The organism is Shewanella glacialipiscicola, assembly GCF_023283485.1.
GTDB lineage: Bacteria > Pseudomonadota > Gammaproteobacteria > Enterobacterales > Shewanellaceae > Shewanella > Shewanella glacialipiscicola.
Window position 1 is genome coordinate 1 of sequence record NZ_JAKILU010000037.1, and the last position, 22,732, is coordinate 22,732.

Here is a 22,732-nt window from a genome sequence, read left to right on the forward strand (position 1 = left end):
TCGGGCAGACGGAAGACTGGTCATATCAATACTGCAAACAGCTTTCAACGTTACAAACAAAGATAGGCATGAAACCTAATGCACGCCCTACTGCCGCTATGGTAAAGGTATTAATGTGTTTATGGTATAAGCATTTGTTTTTCAGTTAATTTCTGTAAAATCTGACATTGAGAAACGGTATCAAATTGACAAGAGTGGGCTAGTTTATTGAGGGTTTTTTCTAGTTGCTGTAGTTCTTTAATCCTATCGCGTACCTTTTCAAGCTGCTTGAGGATGATGTCATCTACCTCTAAACAAGATGATTGTTGATCTGTCTGTACATTGACAAGGATCATCAGCTCTTTTATTGGAATTTGTAATTCACGACAACGCCGAATAAAAATCAACCTTTCAATATCGGTATCGCCATACTCCCGGTAGCCATTTGCATTGCGGTTCGTCGGTGGCAGTAAACCCACTTCTTCGTAGTAACGAATCGTCTTGCTATTAATGTTAGAACGCTTAGCGGCATCGTTGATTTTCATTTAGGGTTGACCTTCTTGTCACTGGAAGGATTAAGCTAGCACAAATAACGTAAAACGGCTCAAATATCTATCTTTTTTTAGCGATTAATCATGGTGTTAATGGGTCTGGTCATCATCATTATGTCTGTTAATCGATACAAAATCTGATCACTCTATCTTCTGTAGCAATTGATATTGCTCTTGGGCGGTAAGTTAGCGGTAAAGCTGCGTTGAGCAAACCCGCTGCAGTAAGTTAAGCGAATATCTACTTAAGGTTATAAATACATGCGAAATAGTCATCATCCATCGCGGCGGCATAGGCGTTATTTATGTAGCTCATTATTTTTGCTGACGTTTTTATCAATTTGCGGCGCGTATGCAAAAGCCCCTGAACGTTTAACGTTAGAAAGTGCTGCCCAGCTAACGTTAAGTCGCCATCCACAGTTGCAAGTGTTCCAGTGGCGCAGCCAAGCATTAGCGGGGCAACGTTTAACTGCCAGCCAGTCACCGTCATACGAAATGGGTCTAGAAGCGGAAAACGTATCGGGAACAGGGGAATATTCAGGTATTGATGCCGCTGAGCTGACGTTAGCCTTATCATCATTTATTGAGCTGGGTGATAAACGATTAGCGCGCACTACGGTTGTTGATACCAGTTTTGCCTATGTTGAAGCGCAGAAAAAAGCCACCGCCTTAGATTTATTAAGTGAAGTGACGCAAACATTTATCACTACGCTTTCTTTACAAGAAAAACAATTGCTTGCCGAAAATGTCATCGCGTTAGCGCAAGCGACTTATCAGCAGGTTAACCAGCGGGTCCGCCAAGGCGCAGCGTCTCAAGCGGATGCACTGCGGGCAAAGGCGGCACTGGCTAATGCTCGTTTAAATGCGGCGGAAATCGCATCGCGTTATAACAGCAGTAAAGTGATTTTGGCGAGTTATTGGGGCGAATATCAGCCAACCTTTGCGTCATTAAGTGGCGATCTATTTGCCTTTAACGCGGTTGAGCCCTTTGAAACACTGTATCAACGCCTTGAAACCACCCCAGCGATTGAAGTGTATGCTAATGAGCAGCGCGTTCGTGAAGCGCAGTGGCAATTGGCTCGTAGCCAGTCCAGCAGTGATATTCGCTGGCAGATAGGCGTTAAGCACTTTGAGGTTTCTGGCGATAACGCGCTGACATTAGGCTTTTCGATGCCGTTATTTGCTGAGCAGCGTAATAGTGGCAATGTACAAGCGGCAAATTCGGCAATGAATGAGGTTAGTGCGCAAAAAGATGCGGCCTTATTAGCCTTAAGAGTGCGGTTATTTAAAGCTTATTCAAGTCGTCAGCAGCAATTTGAGGCGGTAGCACACCTACGGGATGAGATTATCCCCATCTTGTCTGAATCGCTTATTCACACCGAGAAAGCCTATGGAAAAGGCGCTTATCGTTATGCCGATTGGGTGTCTGCCCAGCAAGAGCTTCTTGATGCCCGTTTAGCCTTAATTGAAGCCGCAACCTCAGTGCTATTAAACCAAGCCTTGATTGAACAACTTACTGCGCAAGCATTACAGCAGCGTTAATCCAATGCTTTGCCATTAATGGAATAAAAATGGAAATCTCATCAATATGAAACAGTTACTTTTTCCTCTATGCCTTTTCTTTGCCTTTTCGAATCAAGCATGGTCATCGGACGATCACGGCCATAAGCCATCCCCAAAACATACTGAGCACAATGAGCAAGCTACCCATGTTGAACATGATAAGCATGACGAACATGAAAAACACGATGCGCACGGCGATGATGACAAACATGCTGAACACGATGAGCATGAAACTAATCATGTCACTATTACGGCTGCAATAGCCCAAAAAGTCGGTATTAAAACTACGCAAGCGGTAGCAGGCACCATAGCTCAAACCGTTAAAGCCTATGGCAGGCTGACACTGGCGGCGGATAATATCGCTAATATTACTGCGCGTTTCCCCGGTGTAGTGACCAACATCTACGTCAATATTGGCGATAAGGTTGAAAAGGGTCAGCGCTTAGCGCAAGTCGAGTCCAATGACAGCCTGCAAACTTATACTCTATCAGCACCTATTAGCGGTGTGGTGCAAGGTCGATATGTCAATGTGGGTGAAACGACTAGTAATGCCCCATTATTGCTAATTACCAATACCGCTATGTTGTGGGCTGAAATCCAGTTATTCCCCTCTGCTCGCGCCCAAGTAAAGGTGGGACAAGCGGTTACATTGCAGGGGAGTGGCAACTCATATCAAGGCTCGATTGCACATTTACTCCCCGCAGTTAATGGTGAAGCGGTGGTGGCTCGGGTGCGAGTTGATAATGTGACAGATAAGTTTGCCCCTAACGACATGCTGGCAGCCCATATTGAAATTGCCCATCTTGATGTGCCTTTAGTTGTAGCAAATCAAGCGCTACACAGTATGCGTAATCAAGACGTTGTTTTTGTAAAAGAAGGCGATCGTTACGAGCTAAGACCCGTTACCTTAGGTTATCGCGATGATAGCGACACCCAAGTGTTGTCAGGTCTTGCAGCGGGTGAACAATATGTGTTCGAAAACAGCTATTTGATTAAAGCCGATATTGAAAAATCTGGCGCAGCGCACGAGCACTAAGGAGAAACAGTATGTTTGAACAAATCGTACGTTTCTCTATTGAGCGACGCTTTTTGATGATGAGTCTCGTCTTGCTGCTGGTTGCGGCCGGGTTATGGAGTTATCAGCGTTTACCGATAGATGCTGTACCTGATATTACCAATGTACAGGTGCAAATTAACACTGAGGCTGCGGGGTTCTCGCCGTTAGAAACCGAGCAAAGAATCACTTTTCCGGTCGAGTCTGCGCTATATGGCTTGCCACATCTTAGCTATACACGCTCTATTTCCCGCTATGGCTTATCGCAAGTCACGGTTGTCTTTGAAGATGGCACCGATATTTATTTTGCTCGTAATCTGATTAATGAGCGCCTTGGGACAATTAAAGCCCAACTACCTCAAGGGCTTGAGCCAACAATGGGGCCGATTGCAACGGGCCTCAGTGAAATTTTCATGTACACATTGGAAACACTTCCGGGCGCTACGCAGGCTGATGGCTCACCGATGGACGCTATCGCCCTACGTGAAATCCAAGAATGGATTATTAAGCCGCAACTTGCGCAGGTTTCAGGCATTGTTGAGGTCAATACCTTTGGCGGCTTTAACAAGCAATACCATGTGTTACCTGATCCTAGGTTGTTGCTGCAATACGGTATATCGATGGAGCAAGTGGCTGATGCCCTGCGAACCAACAACAGCAACCGCGGCGCAGGTTATATCGAGAAGAACGGCCAGCAGTTATTAGTTCGTTCACCAGGGCAATTGGCAACGATTACAGATATAGAACAGATTGTTGTCGGGCGTAATGGTTCCCAGCCTATTTTAATCCGCGATGTAGCTGAAGTGGCAATCGGCAAAGAGCTACGCACCGGCGCTGCGACCCGTGACGGTAAAGAAAGCGTGCTTGGCATGGCGATGATGCTGATGGGGGAAAACTCCCGCACTGTTTCGCAGGCTGCTGCCGCTAAACTTGCAGCCATTAAGCCGTCACTGCCCGATGGTGTAACCGTTGATGTGGTTTATAACCGCACCACCTTAGTCGATAAAACCATTGATACCGTTAAAACCAACCTGTTAGAAGGCGCTTTACTGGTGGTTGTGGTGTTGTTTTTAATGCTGGGGAATTTTCGCGCCGCCTTGATTACCGCTGCAGTGATCCCTTTGTCTATGCTAGTGACGATTACGGGCATGGTGCAAACTGGTGTTTCAGCTAACTTGATGAGTTTAGGCGCGTTAGATTTTGGTTTAATCGTCGATGGTGCTGTGATCATCGTCGATAACTGTGTGCGGCGTTTATCCTTCGCGCAGCAGCATGGCGGTGGATTATTAGATTTACGCCAACGCTTACAATTAGTGTATGAGGCAACCACGGAAGTGATCCGCCCCAGTTTATTTGGCGTGGCTATTATCACTGTGGTGTACATCCCGATTTTTAGTTTGTCGGGTGTTGAGGGCAAAATGTTTCACCCTATGGCGATTACCGTCATCATGGCATTATTGGCGGCAATGGTACTTTCGATCACTTTAGTGCCCGCTGCGGTAGCGATTTTTCTGCGCGGTAAAATTAGTGAAAAAGAAAGTATCGTGGTTAAAGGCGCTAAGTCTTTGTATCGCCCGTTATTAGAATGGGTGCTTGAGTGGCGTTGGATTGTGGTTTCTTTTACCGCGGTGCTGGTGGGCGTATCTATTTGGTTACTGACTCAAATGGGCTCAGAGTTTGTCCCCGAACTTGATGAGGGCGATATCACTTTACATGCCATGCGTATTCCAGGAACGGGTATAGATCAAGCCATTGAGATGCAATCACAGGTTGAGCTGCGTTTATTGCAATTTCCTGAAGTCGCAAAAACCTTCGCTAAAATCGGCACACCCGATGTAGCAACAGATCCTATGCCACCCAATATTGCTGATAGTTTTGTGATTTTAAAGCCTCGCGATCAATGGCCTAACCCCAATAAACCTAAAAACGTGTTAGTTGAAGAACTCGAGGCCGCATTATTTGAATTGCCAGGCAATAACTACGAGTTTGCCCAGCCGATTCAAATGCGTTTTAACGAGTTAATTTCAGGGGTGCGCGCCGATTTAGGGATCAAAATATTTGGCGATTCGCTTGAGCAATTAGTCACTACCGCAAATGCCATCAGCGGAGTGATCAATAGCATTGATGGCGCTGCTGATACCAGTGTTGAGCAAGTGACGGGTCTGCCGATGTTATCGATCATTCCCAAACGCATGGCACTCTCGCGTTATGGATTAAACGTACAAATGTTACAGGATTTAGTCGCCACCAGTATTGGCGGTGAGACCGTCGGTCAACTTTATCAAGGCGATCGCCGCTTTGAATTAGTGGTACGTTTACCCGAAGCACTGCGTCTTGATATTGAAAACCTACAGTATTTGCCTGTGCCGCTGCCTAATGGGGGTTATGTGCCCTTAAATGAAGTCGCCACGTTAGAAAATAAACCCGCCCCAGCACAAATCAGCCGTGAAAACGGTAAACGTAGCATAGTCGTCACTGCCAACGTGCGAGACCGCGATCTCGGCAGCTTTGTTGCGGAGGTCAAGCAGCGTATTGCCAGCGACGTCAAGGTGCCAAGTGGTTATTGGTTAGATTACGGTGGCACCTTTGAGCAACTAGAATCGGCCAGTAATCGGCTCTCTATTGTTGTGCCAGTAACCTTAGCCATTATTTTTGGCTTATTAATGATGGCGTTTTCATCTTTTAAAGATTCGCTGGTCATTTTCACCGGTATTCCTTTAGCGTTAACCGGCGGCGTATTGTCGTTATGGCTACGTGACATGCCGTTGTCATTATCGGCGGGTATCGGCTTTATCGCGTTGTCTGGTGTTGCTGTACTTAACGGTTTGGTGATGGTGGAGTTTATTCGCCAGCGATGGTCTGAAACCGGTGATTTACGTAATGCGATTATTGATGGTGCGCTGCTACGCTTAAGGCCGGTATTAATGACGGCATTAGTCGCCAGCCTTGGTTTTATCCCAATGGCGCTCAATATCGGCACGGGAGCAGAAGTGCAGCGACCTTTAGCAACAGTGGTGATTGGCGGCATTATGTCGTCGACCTTACTGACATTACTGGTGTTGCCTGTGTTATATCATTGGATAAATAAACGGGGCCAGCCACCTCAAAGTAAAAAGCGATAATTTAATTACTAAGCAGAAAAGCAGCTCATAAGGACCGTATATAGCCCTTATGAGCTCAATCCTCACTGTCACAGTTCAGTCCCCCCTCAAATGCTATTTAACCATCTAATCTTTTATTATTTGTCAGTCAGGGCTCTACAATATTTAATAAAACCTTAAGTAGGTATTTTTTAACAAAAGCAATGTCTTAAAATAGTATTTTGTTCATTTTAAACATTGGGGGCCTCTTACATATTTCGTGATGTAATCCTGAAATATATAACGGATCATGAGGCTAGTTGGGTTTGTGGTCTACACTCAAGCGAGTAGCTAAGTGGATAGTTTATATCGCCTTTACAGTATGCACTAGGATGGTGCAACACAAAGCTTCAGTTTATGGCTGAGTATTACAGCTGAATGATTTGCACTATCTAGAACACTTATTTTTTAGGTAAAAAAACTATGTTTATACCAATACGAATTTCACAACGTCTCACTATGGGCAGTATTTTGTTATTGCTGTTGACTGGGCTGGCCGTTTTTGGCGTGATGTCACTTCGCGGACAACCCCGTGTTGTCGCGGTAAGTCAACAACTCATTGAACAGACGGGGAGCAGTATTGTCAGACAACTTGCACTTAAGCTCGCCAGTGTTGAAGGCATTACTCTCAGTCTCGCGCGCATTGCAGAGGTATTGCCCCGTGAACAGGCTCTCTATCTTAATTCTTTACCTAATGTGATTGATAATAATGGTGACCTCACTATCGCGGGAGGTGGCATTTGGCCAGAGCCGGATCAATTTGAAGTAGGAAGCCATCGGCACAGTTTCTTTTGGGCCCGTGGCCTTGATAATAAATTAACCTATTCAGATGAATATAATGCGGAGTCAGGACCTGGATACCAAAATGAGTCTTGGTATACCGGGGCTCGAGCTAGTTCACGATCGAAATGTTCATGGTCTGAAGCTTATCAAGACCCAGTATCAAAAGTGGCGATGGTCACTTGCAGCGTGCCGTACCATCTTTTAGCGCGTTTTGCTGGCGTTGCGACGGTTGATTTAAAGCTTGATAATGTCGCGCAGTTTTTGACAGAGCATGGCAATGTCACTGATGGCTATGCTTTTGCATTAGATCAAGCGGGTAATATTTTGCATTTCCCTGAGGCAAGCAAATCTGAGACGATGCAAAGTTTTAGTGATGTTGTGAGTCAGCAGCCTTGGTTAGCTCCCGTTGAGGCTGCCATTAAGCAAACATCGATTAATAATGTTATATCGGTGAGTTTAGCGCACGATGAAAAGCTGGATCAGGCCAGCGAGGTAAGTTTATTTGTAATGCCGGATACCGGATGGGTGATTGGACTTGCCACTCCTAAGACTCGGGTGACGGGCCTTGCGAATGCGCTGACTTTTGATATTTTATTATTTTTATTGCCGCTGTTAGCTATTTTATTATCCCTTGCTTGGTTTTCTGGTAAGAGATTACTCGCCCAATTACAAGAAACTACGGATCAAATCGCTTCCCTTGGTAGTGGTGAATCGGGATCACATGTCGAGTTACAAATCCAACGTGATGATGAAATTGGCGCATTGCGTCGTGCGGTTAACACCTATGCAGGAACGTTGCGTTCGATGCTTGATTTAATCACTCAAGAAGCAAAAAAAATCCAATATGAGGCTTCTCAATTGAGCGCTTTGAGCCGCAAATTAGCCCAGCGAGCTGAGCAGCAACGCCTTGAAAGTGCACAACTCGCTGCCGCGATAACACAAATGTCCTCAAGTGCGATAGAAGTGGCTAATAACACCAATGATTGCGCTGCAACGGCTCAATCTTCATTAGTGGTGGTTCGCGAAGGGCAATGTCGTGTTGCTGCTAGTAATGCTTCAATTGAAATACTGTCGTCAGAAATAGCTAATGCTACACAGGTTATTTCACAACTGGCTCAAGATAGTCAAAAAGTCGGTACGGTATTAGATGTGATTAAAGCTATTTCAGCTCAAACGAATCTATTAGCATTAAATGCTGCCATTGAAGCGGCGAGGGCGGGTGAGCAAGGTCGAGGTTTTGCTGTCGTAGCCGATGAAGTACGTACTTTAGCTGGTCGTACGCAAGATTCAGCCGATGAAATTAGTACCATGATCAATGCATTACAATCGGCTTCGCGGCTTGCTGTTCAGGCAATGCAAACCGGAGAGTCTCGCACAGTACAAGCGGTTGCTGAGGCAGAAGGAGCGGCGAGTTCGTTATCTAGTACTGTGCAAAGTTTTGATGATATTTCACAACGAGCTCAACAAATTGCATTAGCAGCTCAACAACAAAGCCTAGTGACTCAAGAGATAAACGAGTTAGCGGTGCGGATTAATAGTATCAGTGAAGATAATTCCCACGACGCTACCGCGCTTGATGCGTTAAGTCTTGAGATGCAAAACTTGTCTAATCGGTTAATTAATATTAATCGAACGTGATATCCCGTGGTGATGTTAGGCCCCGTTACTATTTTACCAACAATGATTGTCTGTGATGGGGATAATGTCGTGTTCGCCATAGTAAAGATGAACTGCTTGTATTTTTATAAAGCCAAATTATTTGTAATGCTATCGTTTACTCCAATGGTCATCTCCTAAAGAGACGCTAAAACACTTAGTTTTTTGCATTCACTTGTCAAATTGTTACCCGTCATTGTTAAAGCCGTTTAATCAGGTGTTTTTTCGCTTATATTACCGAGTTATCTTCAACGGTCTTTATTCTTAATGTTCCAATACATGTCTAAATCGCTTTTAATTTAACCGCTTGGCTATTAATTAGCCTTGTCTTATTAACACTAGATATTGATTAACGATGTTTAATTAACAACATCATCGCAGTCAATTTGACTGACTGAAATTAATGTTTAATTAATTATCCAGATTAACTCTTATAAATCATTGACTTAATCATTGGCATGACTATTGCTTTTTAATGGTGGAAATTAAAAATCAAGGAGTCGTTAATGGCTGAAAAATTTACAAAAAGTATGGCTCGTAATATTTATTACGGCGGCAGCTTTTTCTTTTTGTTATTGCTGTTGGGGTTGTCGGTAGATACTGTCCGTCAATTACCAAAGCGAGAACATAGGGAAGCGCTGACAGAGCATGTGATTGCAGGTAAAGGTTTATGGGAAACTAATAACTGCATAGGATGCCACAGTTTGATGGGTGAGGGAGCTTATTATGCACCAGAGCTTGCTAACGTGTTTGATCGCCGTGGTGCGGGTAACGAAGCTGCGTTTAAAAGTTACCTACGTGGATGGGTTAATGCTCAACCTCTCGCTATTCCTGAACGTCGTAAGATGCCGCAATTTAACTTAACCGATGCTGAAATCGATGACTTGGCAGATTTTTTAATCTGGACATCCAGGATCGACGATAACAATTGGCCACCGAATGTCGAAGGTTAAGGAGAGGAGCGAATTATGAAGTATGAATCTCAACGAATTGCAAAACCGTATTTTGTTTTTGCAATGATGTTATTTGCTGGCCAAATTTTGTTTGGTTTATTAATGGGGTTGCAGTACATCAATGGTGATGTCGGTTTTCCTTATATTCCTTTTAACGCAGCACGTATGGTGCACACCAACCTCCTGATTGTCTGGATGTTATTTGGATTCATGGGTGCGAGTTATTTTTTAGTCCCTGAGGAAGCTGAAACAGAGTTATATAGCCCATTATTGGCCAAAATTACCTTTTGGGTTTTTGTGGTGGCAGGCGTAGCAACTATTTTAGGTTACTTGCTTGTTCCTTACGCTGAACTTGCTCGGATCACTAAAAATGAACTATTCCCGACAATGGGCCGTGAGTTTTTAGAACAACCCACAATTACCAAAATTGGTATTGTATTAGTCTGTTTGTCCTTTGTGTTTAATATTGGTATGACCATATTGAGAGGCCGAAAGACGGTCATTAATATGGTGCTGATTACGGGGCTTATTGGCTTAGCCGTTTTCTATTTATTCTCTTTCTATAATCCTGACAGCTTAACATTAGATAAATATTTCTGGTGGTTTGTGGTGCATTTATGGGTTGAAGGCGTGTGGGAGCTTATTTTAGGTGCTCTATTAGCTTTCGTACTCATTAAAGTCACCGGTGTGGATCGCGAACATATTGAAAAATGGCTTTATGTGATTATTGCGATGGCGTTGATCTCCGGACTTATTGGTATGGGGCACCATTATTTTTGGGTTGGCCCACCTAAGTACTGGTTATGGATGGGATCTTTCTTCTCTGCTTTAGAGCCTGTACCTTTCTTTATGATGGTGGTATTTGCCTTTAAAATGGTCAAAGAGCGTCGTAGAGAACACAATAATAAGATCGCCACCACATGGGCTAAAGGCACTGCGGTTATGGCTTTCTTAGGTGCCGGTGTATGGGGGTTCTTGCATACGCTAGCCCCCGTTAACTACTACACGCATGGATCACAACTTACTGCTGCACACGGTCACTTAGCCTTCTTTGGCGCCTATGCTATGGTAGTTATGTGTATGATTTCATACTCTATGCCAGTAATGAACGGTCGCCCACAAGGCAACAGTGTGCAGGCACAAAAAGTCGAGCGAATTGGTTTTTGGTTAATGTGTATCGGCATGCTAGGTATTACCTTTGCGTTAACCGCAGCGGGAATTTGGCAAGTTGCATTACAACGCATCCCAGAAGCCGGTAAAGCATTAAGCTTTATGGCAACACAAGAGGTGCTGAAGCCTTTCTATATTGCGCGTCTTGGGTTTGGTTTAATCTTTACTGCGGGCGTTGCTGCTTATTTTGCAAGCTTTGTCGTCGCCAATAAAAATGGCAAACAATATCCTGATGCTAATGCGACGTTAGCTGAATAAAGGATTTGATAGTTAATGTGGCTGCGGCCTTTAGGTTACAGCCACATTAACTATATTTAACGCTATTCATATCAATCAATATTGTTTATCAGACTCTTAATGTTGATTTATTAGGTTACATTTATATCAATTTTAATGAATGTTACTTAATAATCGAATAGTAAAAAATACTATAAAATCTTAGTGTACATTTTCGTTATTTATCGATAACGAATTAATTAAAAATATCAGCATTCGTCATTATATTATTGAGGTAGCAATGGAAGAAGTCGTCGGCAAAATATGGGATAAATGGTTAACATCCCAAGTGACCACCGACCATGTCGCTGCTAAGGTTCATTTCAGTGAATTACAAACTCAACTATTAATTTATTACCGTGCTATGGGCGGTGATGGAGCTAAAAGCCTTGAAATAGCCGAAAAGCGTGATCTCAATATCCGTCGCAGTACGATGCAGAAAATCGCCGGCAGTCATAAACAGTTTTATTTAAGTTGGCAAGACGAACGCAGTGTAAGACTCCCGCCATTTATTGCGCTATTTGCTGAAAAAGATCTTAATCAATCATTATATTTTTGGCTAACTGCTTTAGCTGCCCAGTTAGATAAACAGAGCCGCAGTGGCCTGTCTTATAAAGACATGACCGATTGGTTTAATGACAATCAACAAGCCACTCGCCACTTAATTACTCAATACGCTGGACTGAGGCGTATATACAGTCAGTTAGCTCATGAAGTGTTAGGGCTACGAAACCTTGAGCTTGAAACTTTACTTGCTAAAGAGGCGACTAAAACAAAAGCGACTGAGTTTTTTAACCGTGATTTTTTCAGTCAAAAGGATGGGTTAACGCTAGCAGAAAAAGCCATTGCAACAGTAATCAAAATCCCCGGAGCTATGGATAAATACCCTCATAGCCATAAAGATGTGTTGCCTGTGCCACTGTGGCTTTATCCACCGCTAATAACTCAAGGCGCAGGTGCGGATTTTAAGCCAGCGGATGAAAAAAATAAAACCCAACCCAAGCGTAACGCGGGTGAAGTGCAGGAAATTGATCAACGTAAAAAAGCACAATATGTTGATGATAATCGTAAAACCGATGGACTACTGATTTTTCAAGCTGAAGCTTTGATGACGTGGACTGAGCAAATCAATCTAGATCGTTGTCAAAGTGATGAGGATGACGATACCGATATTACCGAAATTGCAAAAGATCTCGATATTATTAGTTTATCGCGACACCGTAAGGCGAGTGCTGCCCGGATCCGTTTTGACTTAGATTTACCCGCAGCCGCCCAAGATGATTTGCGCTTAGGCGAAGGTATTTTATTACCTGAGTGGGACTATAAACAGCAACGCTTGGTTGATGACGCGTGCGTGCTGCAAACAATGATTAGTGATGAGGTTGAACCCATTGCGTTATCCAGCGAATATAAAAAGTTAAGCCAAGATATATTAGCGCTTTTTGCGCATTTAGGGTTAACGCCACACCGCAGAAAAGCTCAAAAAAGTGGTGATGAAATTGATCTCGATGCTTGGCTAGATGACTATGCTTTGCCTGTAAAAGATACCAGCAAACAAGCTTTTTATATTGATACCCAGCGACAGAATCGAGATGTCAATTGTTTGATTTTGGCTGATTTATCCCTATCAACAGAAGCCTATATTGATGATAAGCAACGGGTGATTGATGTTATCCGTGACAGCTTAATGGTTTTTAGCGAGGCGCTGACTCGCCTTGGTGATGAGTTTGCATTATATGGTTTTTCATCAGTGCGTAGCCAACATGTGCGTTATCACATCCTTAAAAATTTCGATATGCCGCATAGTGATCATGTCCGAGGCCGTATTGCCCGTATCGAGCCTGGCTACTACACCCGTATGGGCGCCGCGATTCGGCAATCTAGCCAATTACTAGCAGAACGAGGCGGAGCCAATAAAATATTGTTAATTATTACAGACGGTAAACCTAACGATTTAGACAAATACGAAGGTCGTTACGGTATTGAAGATACCCGTCAAGCCATTGTTGAAGCGAAACTTTTAGGCTTAGTGCCTTATTGCGTCACTATTGATAAAAAAGGCCATGACTATCTCCCATATCTTTTTGGGCATCATGGATTTTCTATTGTGAGTAACGCCAGTGAATTACCGCGAGTGCTACCTAAAATTTATCTACATCTTACTGCGATGCACTAATTCCCTTTGAGTTAATTTATCTATTTTGCGTGATAAGAGAGCCTGTTATGACCGAAGATACCAACAGTTGTTACTACCAAGTTCAAGATAACGAAGTCGAGATTTTTAATTTTGCCAAAGCACATAATTTACCGGTACTCATCAAGGGGCCTACCGGCTGCGGTAAAACCCGCTTTGTGGAATATATGGCACATAACCTTGGCCGTGAATTAGTGACCGTATCTTGCCATGATGATTTAACCGCAGCAGATTTGCTTGGGCGTCACTTAGTCAGTTCTGACGGCACTTTTTGGCAAGATGGCCCGTTAACGCGGGCAGTACGCCATGGCGGAATTTGTTACTTAGACGAAATTATTGAAGCCCGCAAAGACACTACGGTAGTACTGCATTCGCTATCGGATCACCGCCGTGAGCTTCATCTTGAGCGCACTGGAGAAGTCATTAAAGCCCATAAAGATTTTATGTTAGTGGTGTCCTATAACCCAGGTTATCAAAATATGATGAAAGGGCTTAAACCCAGCACTCGTCAGCGTTTTGTTGCTATGTCTTTTGATTATCCAAGCCCAGAAAACGAAGCAAACATTCTGGTGCATGAAGCCGGAATTAAGCTTGAACTTGCTAACACTTTAGTCAAATTAGGCGCTGATATTCGTCGCTTAAGTGATATTGATTTAAAGGCAGCGGTATCCACACGGTTATTGATTTATGCCGCGAAAATGATGTCCAGTGGATGTCATGCACAAATAGCCTGTTTGCATTGTATTATCGAGCCATTAACTGATGAGCCTGAAACAATTAAGGCTTTATCAAAGCTTGTTAATGCACATTTTTAAGTCGATAGCATGACTAACACTATGGCTAAATTTGATTTAAGTGTTGAATCCGAGGGTTTGGCTAATCAACATGATGCTGAGGTTAGTCAAAACTCAATAATGACACACACAAGCCAACATAAGGCTCCTGGCTCGCTTGCGGTATGGGTATTTATTTACGCAGAGCTAACCGAGTTTGGCTTGTTTTTTGTGTTATTTTTGGTTGCCAAAGCTTATTTCCCTGCGGATTTTAGCCAAGGGCCGCAAAAGCTCAGCACTCTTGCTGGCCTTAGTAATACCCTTATTTTACTCAGCAGTAGTTTATGTATTGTTAAAGCGATGGCGGCTATCAAAATAGGCAATATCAAGCGCACTATTCATTGGCTGCTTTTAACCATAGTCGCGGGTGGCTTGTATTGTGCGGTGAAATTTTGGGAGTATCAGCGCAATGGCGCGCTCGGTATTAATCCAAGGGATGATTACTTCATTGCGGGTTACTATTACATTGGTTTCAATCATTTACTACATGTATTGATTGGTATGGCTACCATAAGTGTGGTGACGATATTTACCGCACTGGGTTTTTATGATGCAAATAATCACGAGGGATTAGAAAGTGCGGCGACCTACTGGCATATGATTGATTTAGTCTGGATTGTCATCTTTCCGCTCTTATACGTATTACATTGATAGCATAGTGATGATAGAAAAATGCCATGTAATCAACCTGCGTTTTAGGATAAGCAGGGTAATTAACAGTATTCGTTCAACACTGATTATCTTGAGTTCACTTGAGGCTAGTTGTATGGCAAACCGCTTTATTAAACGCATTAATCTCCGACTAGCCTCGGTTTTTAAGGGTAACCATTGGCCTGTAATGGTGTGGTTGACCTTGGTAGTATTAACGCTTTTTAGTACCTTACTGGCAGAAGGGCCGCAGCAAAAGGTGGAGGGTGAACACTTAGCGCATATCAGCCAGCTAAGTGTATTATTGGTGGCAGGAATAGTACTTAGCAAGGGGACTTTAGTTATCGATCATTTCATGGGACTGAAGCACACCCAAGGTTGGCCCGTGAGAATAATGAAGGGCTTTTTAGTGTTAATGCTCGGATTAATTACGTTAAGTTGTTTTTATTATTAATAAGTGGGTTGTTGGTAATTTAGTCATTGATAATATTTAGCTTATTTAACAGTTCTTACCTATTTACGTTCGAGTAAAACCCAAGTTTAAATTGAGTTAATGCGCGTTTACGTTATCGCCGCGCATTAAACGATTAGCCCTAGACGTTTAGCTTGACGATGTAAGTTTCCCCTATCAAGTTGTAGTTGCCGCGCGGCTTTAGCCCAGACTTGATCATTATCCTCAAGACTTTGGCGTATGACTTGGCGTTGAAAATCGGCTACCAAATCATTAAAGGAATGCGATGTATCCACACGTGGTGAGGGTTGCGTCTCGTTAGTGAATGATGCCGTATCTAATATTGTACTTGCAGCAGTTGATGACTCTTCATCAGGTGAGCTTATTAAGGGTAACGATACATCGGTATTAGATGTTTTGGGGGATGGGCTGGACGTTACCATCGATGCCGCATTGAAAGTTGCTGTTGGGTTAAATCGCTCCCTTGCAAAACTTAAATGATGACGTTGAACAATGATAACTCCTTTACTTTCAGCGCTGGCTTTAAGCGCTGCACGCATCAATACATGCTGTAGTTCCCTGACATTTCCTGGCCATGAATAGGCAAGTAAAGTTTGCATTGCTTCTGCACTAAGGCGAATGCTTTTGGCATTGCTTAAGCCAATTTTGTGTTTAAAGTGAGTTAAAATATTACCGCAAAGTAGCGGAATGTCATCTGGACGTTCGCGAAGTGGCGGTACATGGAGTGGATAAACACAAAGTCTATAATACAAGTCTTCACGAAAACGTCCTTCATCAACCGCATTCAGTAAATTACGATTACTGGCAGCAATAATGCGCACATCTACATGGATATTTCGATCTAGCCCTAAACGTTGGATTTCGCCTTCTTGGATAAATCGTAATAATTTAGCTTGTAATCCGAGGGATAATTCCCCAACTTCATCTAAAAATAGTGTGCCCTGGTGGGCTAATTCAAACTTGCCCATTCTGTCTTTAGTGGCTCCGGTGAAGGCGCCTTTAATATGACCAAATAGCTCACTCTCTGCCAATGTTTCAGGCAATGCTGCACAGTTTAATTGTACAAAAATTTGCTGCTTACGTTTAGATTGCGCGTGCAGGCTGCGAGCGGCAACTTCTTTACCCACCCCCGTTTCGCCACTGATTAATACACATAGGTCTGAATTAGCGACAATTCGAATATCATCTTTAAGAGCCAGCATACAGGGCGTTTCACCAATAAAGTCTGACTTCTTTAATGGCTTTTGTTTAAAAGAGCTCTCTCTTTCATTAAGTCGATATTCTTCTTGGTGTGCTAGCTGGGTAAGTAAATTAACATTACGTATCGTGACAGCGGCAAGGGCGGCTAAGGTAGCAATACTAATATCACTAATGTTATCAAACGCGCCAACGTTGAGAGCATCTAAAGTGAGTACCCCAACTAGCGTGTCTTCTACATAAAGGCTGCAACCGATACATGCATGGACATCAAGCACTCTTTTGGGGTCAATCACTAAGAAACCATCATAGGGATCGGCAAGCTCTGAATCGGCATTAAAACGAATAGGGTGCCTTGAGCCCATAATAGTCTCAAGTCGAGGATGTTCATGGGGAGCAAAACCCATTCCGAGCACTTCTGGTAGTAACCCATCAACGGCGACAGGGACTAATTCATTACCTTGATATTCCAGTAGCGCTACAGCATCGCAGGGCATCACTTGATTGACAGCGGTCATAAAGCGTTGATAAAGGGCTTTTTTGGGTATGCTTTGGCTGAGATCTAAGGCGATATCCAGTAAAGTTTGCTCTAACATGACAGGCTCCAACGGGGAATATTGACAACAAATTAGGCAAAAGCCAAATTAACGTTGTCAATATATCAACATTGGTGTTTTTGTCTTGTTAGTACCGAATAAACTGTGATGAGTTGCACAAATATATGTGTAGCGACTTAATGGCAAACTGAGTTTATTTTTCAAATCTCTACAGTTTCATTAGACCATTACAAACCTATGCTAGCCTTTTAAAGATAGAGGATTAAAGCAAGCACAAGCGGGATGATAATGGGATAACTTAAGGCGAATCGGCGCCATTGTTTCGGCGTATCTCGCATCTCCATAAACACATCAACAATCTTTATGCCCTTAATCATGGTCATTAAAACAATAATAATGATGCTGAACAATCGTAACGAAGGATTGATATCTGTTAATGAGAGTGGGCTGGCAAACTTAAAAATGACAGGGGAGTAACTGATTGCCGTCGTTAGGCAAGTTAATCCAATTAAGATAATGGCAGCTAAGTGTATTGACTTAATATTTTTGTGAAATAACGGCATAAGTTTCTGTCCTCTAATCATCATAAATGGATAACTATTACCCTTAATGGGCAATGTAAATTAAGAAAAAAACTAAAATCCACACTAAATCCACCATATGCCAGTAAGCAGCAGCGGCTTCAAACCCTTGATGTTCATTCGGTCCATAAAATTGCTTGCGGCTTTGTTGATGTAAATAAAATAAAATGCCACAACCTAATATCACATGCATAAAGTGGAATGCAGTGATCAAGAAATACAAGGTAAAAAAGTCATTGGTAGATAGATCAAAACCAGCATTAATCAATAGGGTGTATTCATAACTTTTAGCGATAAGGTAAACAAAAGCCAAACATAAACTGCCACGGAGTAACTTGGCTACTTTAACGTTATTGCCTCGTTTTGCTTCATTAAGTGCCAAGGCCACTAAATAGCTACTGAGCAATAGGCTCAAGGTACAACCTAGGCCGATGGTGATGTGGATTGTGTGTTGGCCTTGTAGAAACATATCTGGTTCTAAACGCTTCATTACTGCAAAGCCGATAAAAAATAATGCAAATACAGTCAGCTCCATCATGATCACTAGCCACATGGCTATGTCACCGGGTAATTTACTTTGTGAAAGTTCGGATGGTTGTTGGCTGGGTTCATCAATAAGGGCGAGTTGTTGCATATACCACCTTTAGGTCAACATAATCAGTTTGATAACTAACCTATACAAAATATATGCCGATATAGAGCTTTTACTTTTATTTATTTATACCATTGAAATATATGGTTAATATTTATTTTCTGATTGCGGGAGATTGATGGTTAACTATGAGTGTGTTAAATGGACACGTTTTTACCCATAAGTCGATTTGAGCCGAACACCATCGCGATTGTTTTATGGAAATAATAGAAACATATACTGTAGTAGAGTACTAAATCACCACTTGAAAGATTATTCAAAAATTTAAGTTTACAGTGACAACAGAGATCGCTATTATCTCGCTCGTTCGGAGGGGTGGCAGAGTGGTTTAATGCACCGGTCTTGAAAACCGGCGTGGGTTTATAGCCCACCCAGGGTTCAAATCCCTGCTCCTCCGCCATATTTTACAGAAAAGGCTATCAGCAATGATGGCCTTTTTTGTTTGCGCGATTTGAACTTTACGTCTTAATTTAAGTTAAATGTTAGTGTGCTTATTTAATGATTTTAAGTTTAGTACCTTGTTATATTGAGTGAGCACATCATCAGTTAATCTACCCTCATGAGTTAATAATTTATATTCAGCTGAGTATGCATTTTTCTGCTGCAAAATTGCTCCCGATACGTTAATGCGGCCTAAAATCCTTCCTTTAAATATCATCTAGTTAACAATGTTCATTTTATGCTTTGCGAAACAGAGCGGTTGGGCTAAATTAGCCTCATGAACTCGGTGTCCGTTTGCTGTATTACGCTGTTTAATGCACGGTACGAGCTGTAAATTGTAGAGGTGGGTGTAAGTTGATATCGATATATCTAGTTGATGATCATGAGCTTGTGAGAACTGGGATCCGCCGCATATTAGAAGATGAACGTGGGATCAAAGTTATTGGTGAAGCTCCAGATGGTGAAACTGCGGTGCAGTGGTCTCGTCAGAATGAAGCCGACGTAATCTTAATGGACATGAATATGCCGGGGATGGGCGGGTTAGAAGCAACGCGCAAAATTTTACGATATCAGCCGCATGCAAAAATTATTGTCTTAACAGTGCACACTGAAGATCCGTTCCCAAGTAAAGTGATGCAAGCGGGCGCTTCTGGCTATTTAACTAAAGGTGCGACGCCACCTGAAGTATTACAGGCTATACGACAGGTTTCCCGTGGACAACGCTATTTATCGCCTGAGATTGCGCAACAAATGGCCCTGAGTCAGTTTAATCCCGCAGATGAGAACCCATTTAAGACATTGTCTGAACGTGAATTACAGATCATGTTGATGATCACTAATGGTGAGAAAGTGAGCGATATCTCTGAGCAGCTCAATTTAAGCCCTAAAACCGTTAACAGCTATCGTTACCGTTTATTTGCCAAGTTGGGGATCAGTGGCGATGTGGAACTCACACGCTTAGCGATTCGCTATAAGATGTTGGATACGGGTCATTTTTAATAGCCAATTAGTTACAAGAGTAGGTTGTATTATTTTATGTTGTTGGTGTTAAGTCTGCAAAACCGTGGGTGTGAATGATGTCGAGTGATTTTAATGCCTCAAGTTTTTTACGGACGGTTTCATCCTCTGCTGGCGTTTATCGTATGTATGATGCTAAAGATGACGTTATTTATGTGGGGAAGGCCAAAGACCTTAAAAAACGTCTTTCATCGTATTTTCGTAAAAACTTAGGCAATGTTAAAACTCAAGCCTTAGTCTCACATATCCATCATATTGATGTCACGCTTACGCACAGCGAAACCGATGCACTGTTGCTTGAAAACGATTACATCAAGCAATATATGCCTAAATACAATGTATTATTGCGTGATGACAAGTCTTATCCCTACATATTATTAAGTCAACATGAGCACCCAAGGCTTGCGTATCATCGCGGGCCTCAGCGAGAAAAAGGCCACTATTTTGGGCCTTATCCTAATGGTGGCGCGGTACGTGAAAGCCTGCATTTGATGCAGAAGCTATTTCCTATTCGCCAATGTGATGACCTTTACTACAAATCTCGCTCACGTCCTTGTTTACAATATCAACTCTCCCGTTGCAGCGCGCCCTGTGTGGGTAAAGTCAGCCATGCTGATTATGATGAGCAAGTTAAATTAGCCAGTTTGTTTTTGAAAGGTAAAGATCAACAAGTGATCACAGCCCTAGTTGACAAAATGGAGCAGGCTGCCGAGAACCAAGCCTATGAGCATGCCGCTCGGTTTCGCGACCAAATTATGGCACTGCGTAAAGTGGCTGAGCAGCAAGAAGTGTCGAATAATAAAGGCGATATGGATGTGATTGGCGTGCATTATGCGTCAGGCATTGCCTGTTTTCATTTGCTGTTTATTCGCGAGGGTAAAATTTTTGGTAGTCGCAGTTATTATCCTTCAGTGCCAGCTCAAACTGATATGGATGAGGTATTACGATCCTTTATTCTGCAGTTTTATTTAAATGTTGATATCCAACGCACTATCCCCAAGGAAGTGGTGATTAGCCATAATTTTGAAGAGTTACCCGAGCTCGAAGTGGCGGTGTCTACGGCGTTAGATAAAAAATTCTCAATTAAAACTAATGTGCGCGCCGATAGGGCAAGTTTTTTGCGCTTGGCAGTCACCAATGCGACCAATGCGGTGATGACACGTTTATCCCATAAGAATACAGTTGAACAACGCTTTGTATTATTAGAAGAAATTCTAGAGTTGAGTGCGCCTATCCTGCGAATGGAATGTTTCGATATTAGCCATACTATGGGAGAGAGCACGGTTGCCTCGTGTGTGGTGTTTAATCGCGAAGGGCCGCACAAAGCGGAGTACCGTCGTTATAACATCGACGGTATTACGCCAGGCGATGATTATGCCGCAATGAAGCAAGCGGTGACTCGCCGTTTCGATAAGATTGAGGCGGGCGGTAAAATTCCCGATATCCTGTTTATTGATGGTGGACTCGGGCAGTTACGTATTGCTCAAAAAATTGTGGATGAAAAGTTTGTTCATTTAGATAAAGCACCTCAACTGATTGGGGTGGCAAAAGGTGAGGGCCGTAAACCTGGGCTTGAAACGTTGATTTTCGGCGATACTGAAACCAGCTTTTCCCTCGAAGGTGATTCGCCTGCACTACATCTTATTCAGCATATTCGTGATGAGTCCCATCGGTTCGCGATTGCTGGGCATCGTAATCGCCGCCAAAAGACCCGTAACACCTCAACGCTCGAATCTATTGCCGGTATTGGCCCTAAACGCCGTAAAGCGTTGTTACAACATCTGGGTGGATTGCAGGAAGTGAAAGGGGCAAGTGTGGCAGAATTAGTCAAAGTACCGGGGATCAGCATAGAAATGGCACAAACCATTCATGATGCATTGCGAGGGTGATAAAATTAAGGCAAGATTGGCGCTGCTTTTGACTAACTGGTTTGAACATGCCGTTTAACGTACCTATAGCATTAACTCTTTTCAGGCTTTTTTTACTGCCCATTTTTGTGGTGCTGTTTTATTTACCCTATGACTGGACTCCTTTTGTTGCTGCGTTTACCTTTTGGCTCGCGGCGTTAACGGATGCATTAGATGGTTATGCTGCCCGTAAACTGAAGCAATTAACCCGTTTTGGTGCCTTCCTCGATCCAGTTGCTGATAAATTGATGGTCATCACAGCGTTAGTCTTATTGGTTGACCAATACACTAATATTTGGCTGACGATGCCAGCACTGTTTATGATCGGCCGCGAAATTGTGATTTCAGCCCTGAGGGAATGGATGGCAGAAATCGGTAAACGTGGCACTGTAGCGGTTTCTTGGATTGGAAAATATAAGACTGCAGCGCAAATGGTGGCGATTATTGGCTTGATTTGGCAATACAATCCGTTAATGACAACAGCAGCATTTGTGCTGTTATATATCGCGGCTGTATTAACTTTCTGGTCAATGATGAGTTACATTTTAGCCGCGTGGAAAGATCTCACCGCTGAATAGTGCAATAAAAAATCAAAGAGATTATTTAGTGTGCAAGCAGTGAGTTATCGTTAAAACAGCGGTTGACACCGGATGGTAAATCGGTAGAATGCCACCCCGTAGACAAGAGACTATGTATAAACAATGTTTTAACTCTACAGAATATTGAAGCGTGACATCAACTCAGTTTACTAAGGTAAAATACCTTAATAGAGTTGAAGATAAAGCAAAATGCGACATTAGCTCAGTTGGTAGAGCGATACCTTGCCAAGGTATAGGTCATCGGTTCGAACCCGATATGTCGCTCCAATATTTAAAGACTCATAGTTTTTTAATGAGTTAGCAAGTATGGCGCGATGGCAGAATGGCTATGCTGCGGATTGCAAATCCGCCGATCTCGGTTCGACTCCGGGTCGCGCCTCCACAATATAAAGTATTAATGACACGATTCCAGTTGTTAATATAAAGAGTTTGCCCGAGTGGTGGAATCGGTAGACACAAGGGATTTAAAATCCCTCGCTGGTAACAGCGTGCCAGTTCAAGTCTGGCCTCGG

At 42.9% G+C, this 22,732-nt stretch carries 17 protein-coding genes and 3 tRNA genes; 16 read left to right on the forward strand and 4 right to left on the reverse strand.

Annotated elements, in window-relative coordinates; translation table 11 throughout:
* Positions 1–119 precede the first annotated feature (119 nt).
* Positions 120–524, reverse strand: coding sequence for a MerR family transcriptional regulator (locus L2717_RS17150; RefSeq protein WP_220774586.1), 405 nt, complete (start codon positions 522–524; stop codon positions 120–122).
* 264 nt (positions 525–788) lie between these two features.
* On the opposite strand from L2717_RS17150, the gene L2717_RS17155 reads away from it, so the two are divergent.
* From L2717_RS17155 to L2717_RS17200, 10 genes are all read left to right on the forward strand, one after another.
* A complete protein-coding gene (locus L2717_RS17155; protein ID WP_220774585.1) occupies positions 789–2,069 on the forward strand; it encodes a TolC family protein in 1,281 nt (426 codons plus the stop codon).
* A 46-nt stretch (positions 2,070–2,115) separates the two neighbouring features.
* Positions 2,116–3,126, forward strand: coding sequence for an efflux RND transporter periplasmic adaptor subunit (locus L2717_RS17160; RefSeq protein ID WP_220774584.1), 1,011 nt, complete (start codon positions 2,116–2,118; stop codon positions 3,124–3,126).
* Positions 3,127–3,137: 11 nt separating this feature from the next.
* Positions 3,138–6,266 (forward strand): efflux RND transporter permease subunit, encoded by a 3,129-nt coding sequence (locus L2717_RS17165; protein ID WP_220774583.1) that lies wholly within the window; start codon positions 3,138–3,140, stop codon positions 6,264–6,266.
* A 441-nt stretch (positions 6,267–6,707) separates the two neighbouring features.
* Positions 6,708–8,705: a methyl-accepting chemotaxis protein gene (locus L2717_RS17170; RefSeq protein ID WP_220774582.1), complete on the forward strand. Its 1,998-nt coding sequence runs from the start codon at positions 6,708–6,710 to the stop codon at positions 8,703–8,705.
* Positions 8,706–9,229: 524 nt separating this feature from the next.
* Positions 9,230–9,676, forward strand: a complete 447-nt coding sequence (locus L2717_RS17175) for a c-type cytochrome (protein WP_220774249.1) — start codon at positions 9,230–9,232, stop codon at positions 9,674–9,676.
* A gap of 15 nt (positions 9,677–9,691) precedes the next feature.
* Positions 9,692–11,104: a cbb3-type cytochrome c oxidase subunit I gene (locus L2717_RS17180; RefSeq protein WP_220774248.1), complete on the forward strand. Its 1,413-nt coding sequence runs from the start codon at positions 9,692–9,694 to the stop codon at positions 11,102–11,104.
* Between the two features lie 259 nt (positions 11,105–11,363).
* Positions 11,364–13,298: a nitric oxide reductase activation protein NorD gene (locus L2717_RS17185; protein ID WP_220774247.1), complete on the forward strand. Its 1,935-nt coding sequence runs from the start codon at positions 11,364–11,366 to the stop codon at positions 13,296–13,298.
* Between the two features lie 47 nt (positions 13,299–13,345).
* The gene (locus tag L2717_RS17190; protein WP_107882580.1) at positions 13,346–14,131 is read left to right on the forward strand and encodes a CbbQ/NirQ/NorQ/GpvN family protein; all 786 of its coding nucleotides are present in this window, start codon (positions 13,346–13,348) and stop codon (positions 14,129–14,131) included.
* A gap of 9 nt (positions 14,132–14,140) precedes the next feature.
* Complete coding sequence (locus L2717_RS17195) at positions 14,141–14,800, forward strand: cytochrome c oxidase subunit 3 family protein (protein WP_248938117.1); 660 nt, start codon at positions 14,141–14,143, stop codon at positions 14,798–14,800.
* A 115-nt stretch (positions 14,801–14,915) separates the two neighbouring features.
* A complete protein-coding gene (locus L2717_RS17200) occupies positions 14,916–15,251 on the forward strand; it encodes a cytochrome C oxidase subunit IV family protein (protein ID WP_220774245.1) in 336 nt (111 codons plus the stop codon).
* Positions 15,252–15,376: 125 nt separating this feature from the next.
* Here the strand turns inward: L2717_RS17200 and norR are convergent, their stop codons facing one another.
* From norR to L2717_RS17215, 3 genes are all read right to left on the reverse strand, one after another.
* The gene (gene norR, locus L2717_RS17205; protein WP_220774244.1) at positions 15,377–17,062 is read right to left on the reverse strand and encodes a nitric oxide reductase transcriptional regulator NorR; all 1,686 of its coding nucleotides are present in this window, start codon (positions 17,060–17,062) and stop codon (positions 15,377–15,379) included.
* Positions 17,063–17,271: 209 nt separating this feature from the next.
* Positions 17,272–17,586: a cytochrome C oxidase subunit IV family protein gene (locus tag L2717_RS17210; RefSeq protein WP_220774243.1), complete on the reverse strand. Its 315-nt coding sequence runs from the start codon at positions 17,584–17,586 to the stop codon at positions 17,272–17,274.
* Positions 17,587–17,629: 43 nt separating this feature from the next.
* Entirely contained in the window at positions 17,630–18,238 is a 609-nt protein-coding gene (locus tag L2717_RS17215; RefSeq protein ID WP_076501807.1) for a cytochrome c oxidase subunit 3 family protein, read from the reverse strand.
* A 327-nt stretch (positions 18,239–18,565) separates the two neighbouring features.
* Here L2717_RS17215 and L2717_RS17220 point away from each other — a divergent pair.
* The 6 genes from L2717_RS17220 to L2717_RS17245 all read left to right on the forward strand — a co-directional run bounded on the left by L2717_RS17220 (position 18,566) and on the right by L2717_RS17245 (position 22,602).
* Positions 18,566–18,656 (forward strand) — tRNA-Ser (locus L2717_RS17220).
* Between the two features lie 395 nt (positions 18,657–19,051).
* Positions 19,052–19,696, forward strand: coding sequence for a UvrY/SirA/GacA family response regulator transcription factor (gene uvrY, locus L2717_RS17225; RefSeq protein ID WP_220774242.1), 645 nt, complete (start codon positions 19,052–19,054; stop codon positions 19,694–19,696).
* A 77-nt stretch (positions 19,697–19,773) separates the two neighbouring features.
* Positions 19,774–21,603 (forward strand): excinuclease ABC subunit UvrC, encoded by a 1,830-nt coding sequence (gene uvrC, locus L2717_RS17230; protein ID WP_220774250.1) that lies wholly within the window; start codon positions 19,774–19,776, stop codon positions 21,601–21,603.
* 47 nt (positions 21,604–21,650) lie between these two features.
* Positions 21,651–22,199 carry a CDP-diacylglycerol--glycerol-3-phosphate 3-phosphatidyltransferase gene (gene pgsA / locus L2717_RS17235; protein ID WP_076501816.1) on the forward strand — a complete coding sequence of 183 codons (549 nt, stop codon included), beginning with the start codon at positions 21,651–21,653 and terminating at the stop codon, positions 22,197–22,199.
* 212 nt (positions 22,200–22,411) lie between these two features.
* Positions 22,412–22,487: transfer RNA gene (locus tag L2717_RS17240), tRNA-Gly, on the forward strand.
* Positions 22,488–22,528: 41 nt separating this feature from the next.
* Positions 22,529–22,602, forward strand: a tRNA-Cys gene (locus L2717_RS17245).
* Positions 22,603–22,732 lie beyond the last annotated feature (130 nt).

What these genes read in the sequence shown, in the direction of transcription:
- pgsA (WP_076501816.1), top strand. Translation starts at nt 21,651, where the DNA reads ATGCCGTTTAACGTACCTATAGCATTAACTCTTTTCAGGCTTTTTTTA.
- L2717_RS17175 (WP_220774249.1), top strand. Translation starts at nt 9,230, where the DNA reads ATGGCTGAAAAATTTACAAAAAGTATGGCTCGTAATATTTATTACGGC.
- L2717_RS17215 (WP_076501807.1), bottom strand. Translation starts at nt 18,238, where the DNA reads ATGCAACAACTCGCCCTTATTGATGAACCCAGCCAACAACCATCCGAA.
- L2717_RS17170 (WP_220774582.1), top strand. Translation starts at nt 6,708, where the DNA reads ATGTTTATACCAATACGAATTTCACAACGTCTCACTATGGGCAGTATT.
- L2717_RS17155 (WP_220774585.1), top strand. Translation starts at nt 789, where the DNA reads ATGCGAAATAGTCATCATCCATCGCGGCGGCATAGGCGTTATTTATGT.
- L2717_RS17190 (WP_107882580.1), top strand. Translation starts at nt 13,346, where the DNA reads ATGACCGAAGATACCAACAGTTGTTACTACCAAGTTCAAGATAACGAA.
- L2717_RS17165 (WP_220774583.1), top strand. Translation starts at nt 3,138, where the DNA reads ATGTTTGAACAAATCGTACGTTTCTCTATTGAGCGACGCTTTTTGATG.
- L2717_RS17200 (WP_220774245.1), top strand. Translation starts at nt 14,916, where the DNA reads ATGGCAAACCGCTTTATTAAACGCATTAATCTCCGACTAGCCTCGGTT.
- L2717_RS17150 (WP_220774586.1), bottom strand. Translation starts at nt 524, where the DNA reads ATGAAAATCAACGATGCCGCTAAGCGTTCTAACATTAATAGCAAGACG.
- L2717_RS17210 (WP_220774243.1), bottom strand. Translation starts at nt 17,586, where the DNA reads ATGCCGTTATTTCACAAAAATATTAAGTCAATACACTTAGCTGCCATT.
- norR (WP_220774244.1), bottom strand. Translation starts at nt 17,062, where the DNA reads ATGTTAGAGCAAACTTTACTGGATATCGCCTTAGATCTCAGCCAAAGC.
- L2717_RS17180 (WP_220774248.1), top strand. Translation starts at nt 9,692, where the DNA reads ATGAAGTATGAATCTCAACGAATTGCAAAACCGTATTTTGTTTTTGCA.
- uvrC (WP_220774250.1), top strand. Translation starts at nt 19,774, where the DNA reads ATGTCGAGTGATTTTAATGCCTCAAGTTTTTTACGGACGGTTTCATCC.
- L2717_RS17160 (WP_220774584.1), top strand. Translation starts at nt 2,116, where the DNA reads ATGAAACAGTTACTTTTTCCTCTATGCCTTTTCTTTGCCTTTTCGAAT.
- L2717_RS17185 (WP_220774247.1), top strand. Translation starts at nt 11,364, where the DNA reads ATGGAAGAAGTCGTCGGCAAAATATGGGATAAATGGTTAACATCCCAA.
- L2717_RS17195 (WP_248938117.1), top strand. Translation starts at nt 14,141, where the DNA reads ATGACTAACACTATGGCTAAATTTGATTTAAGTGTTGAATCCGAGGGT.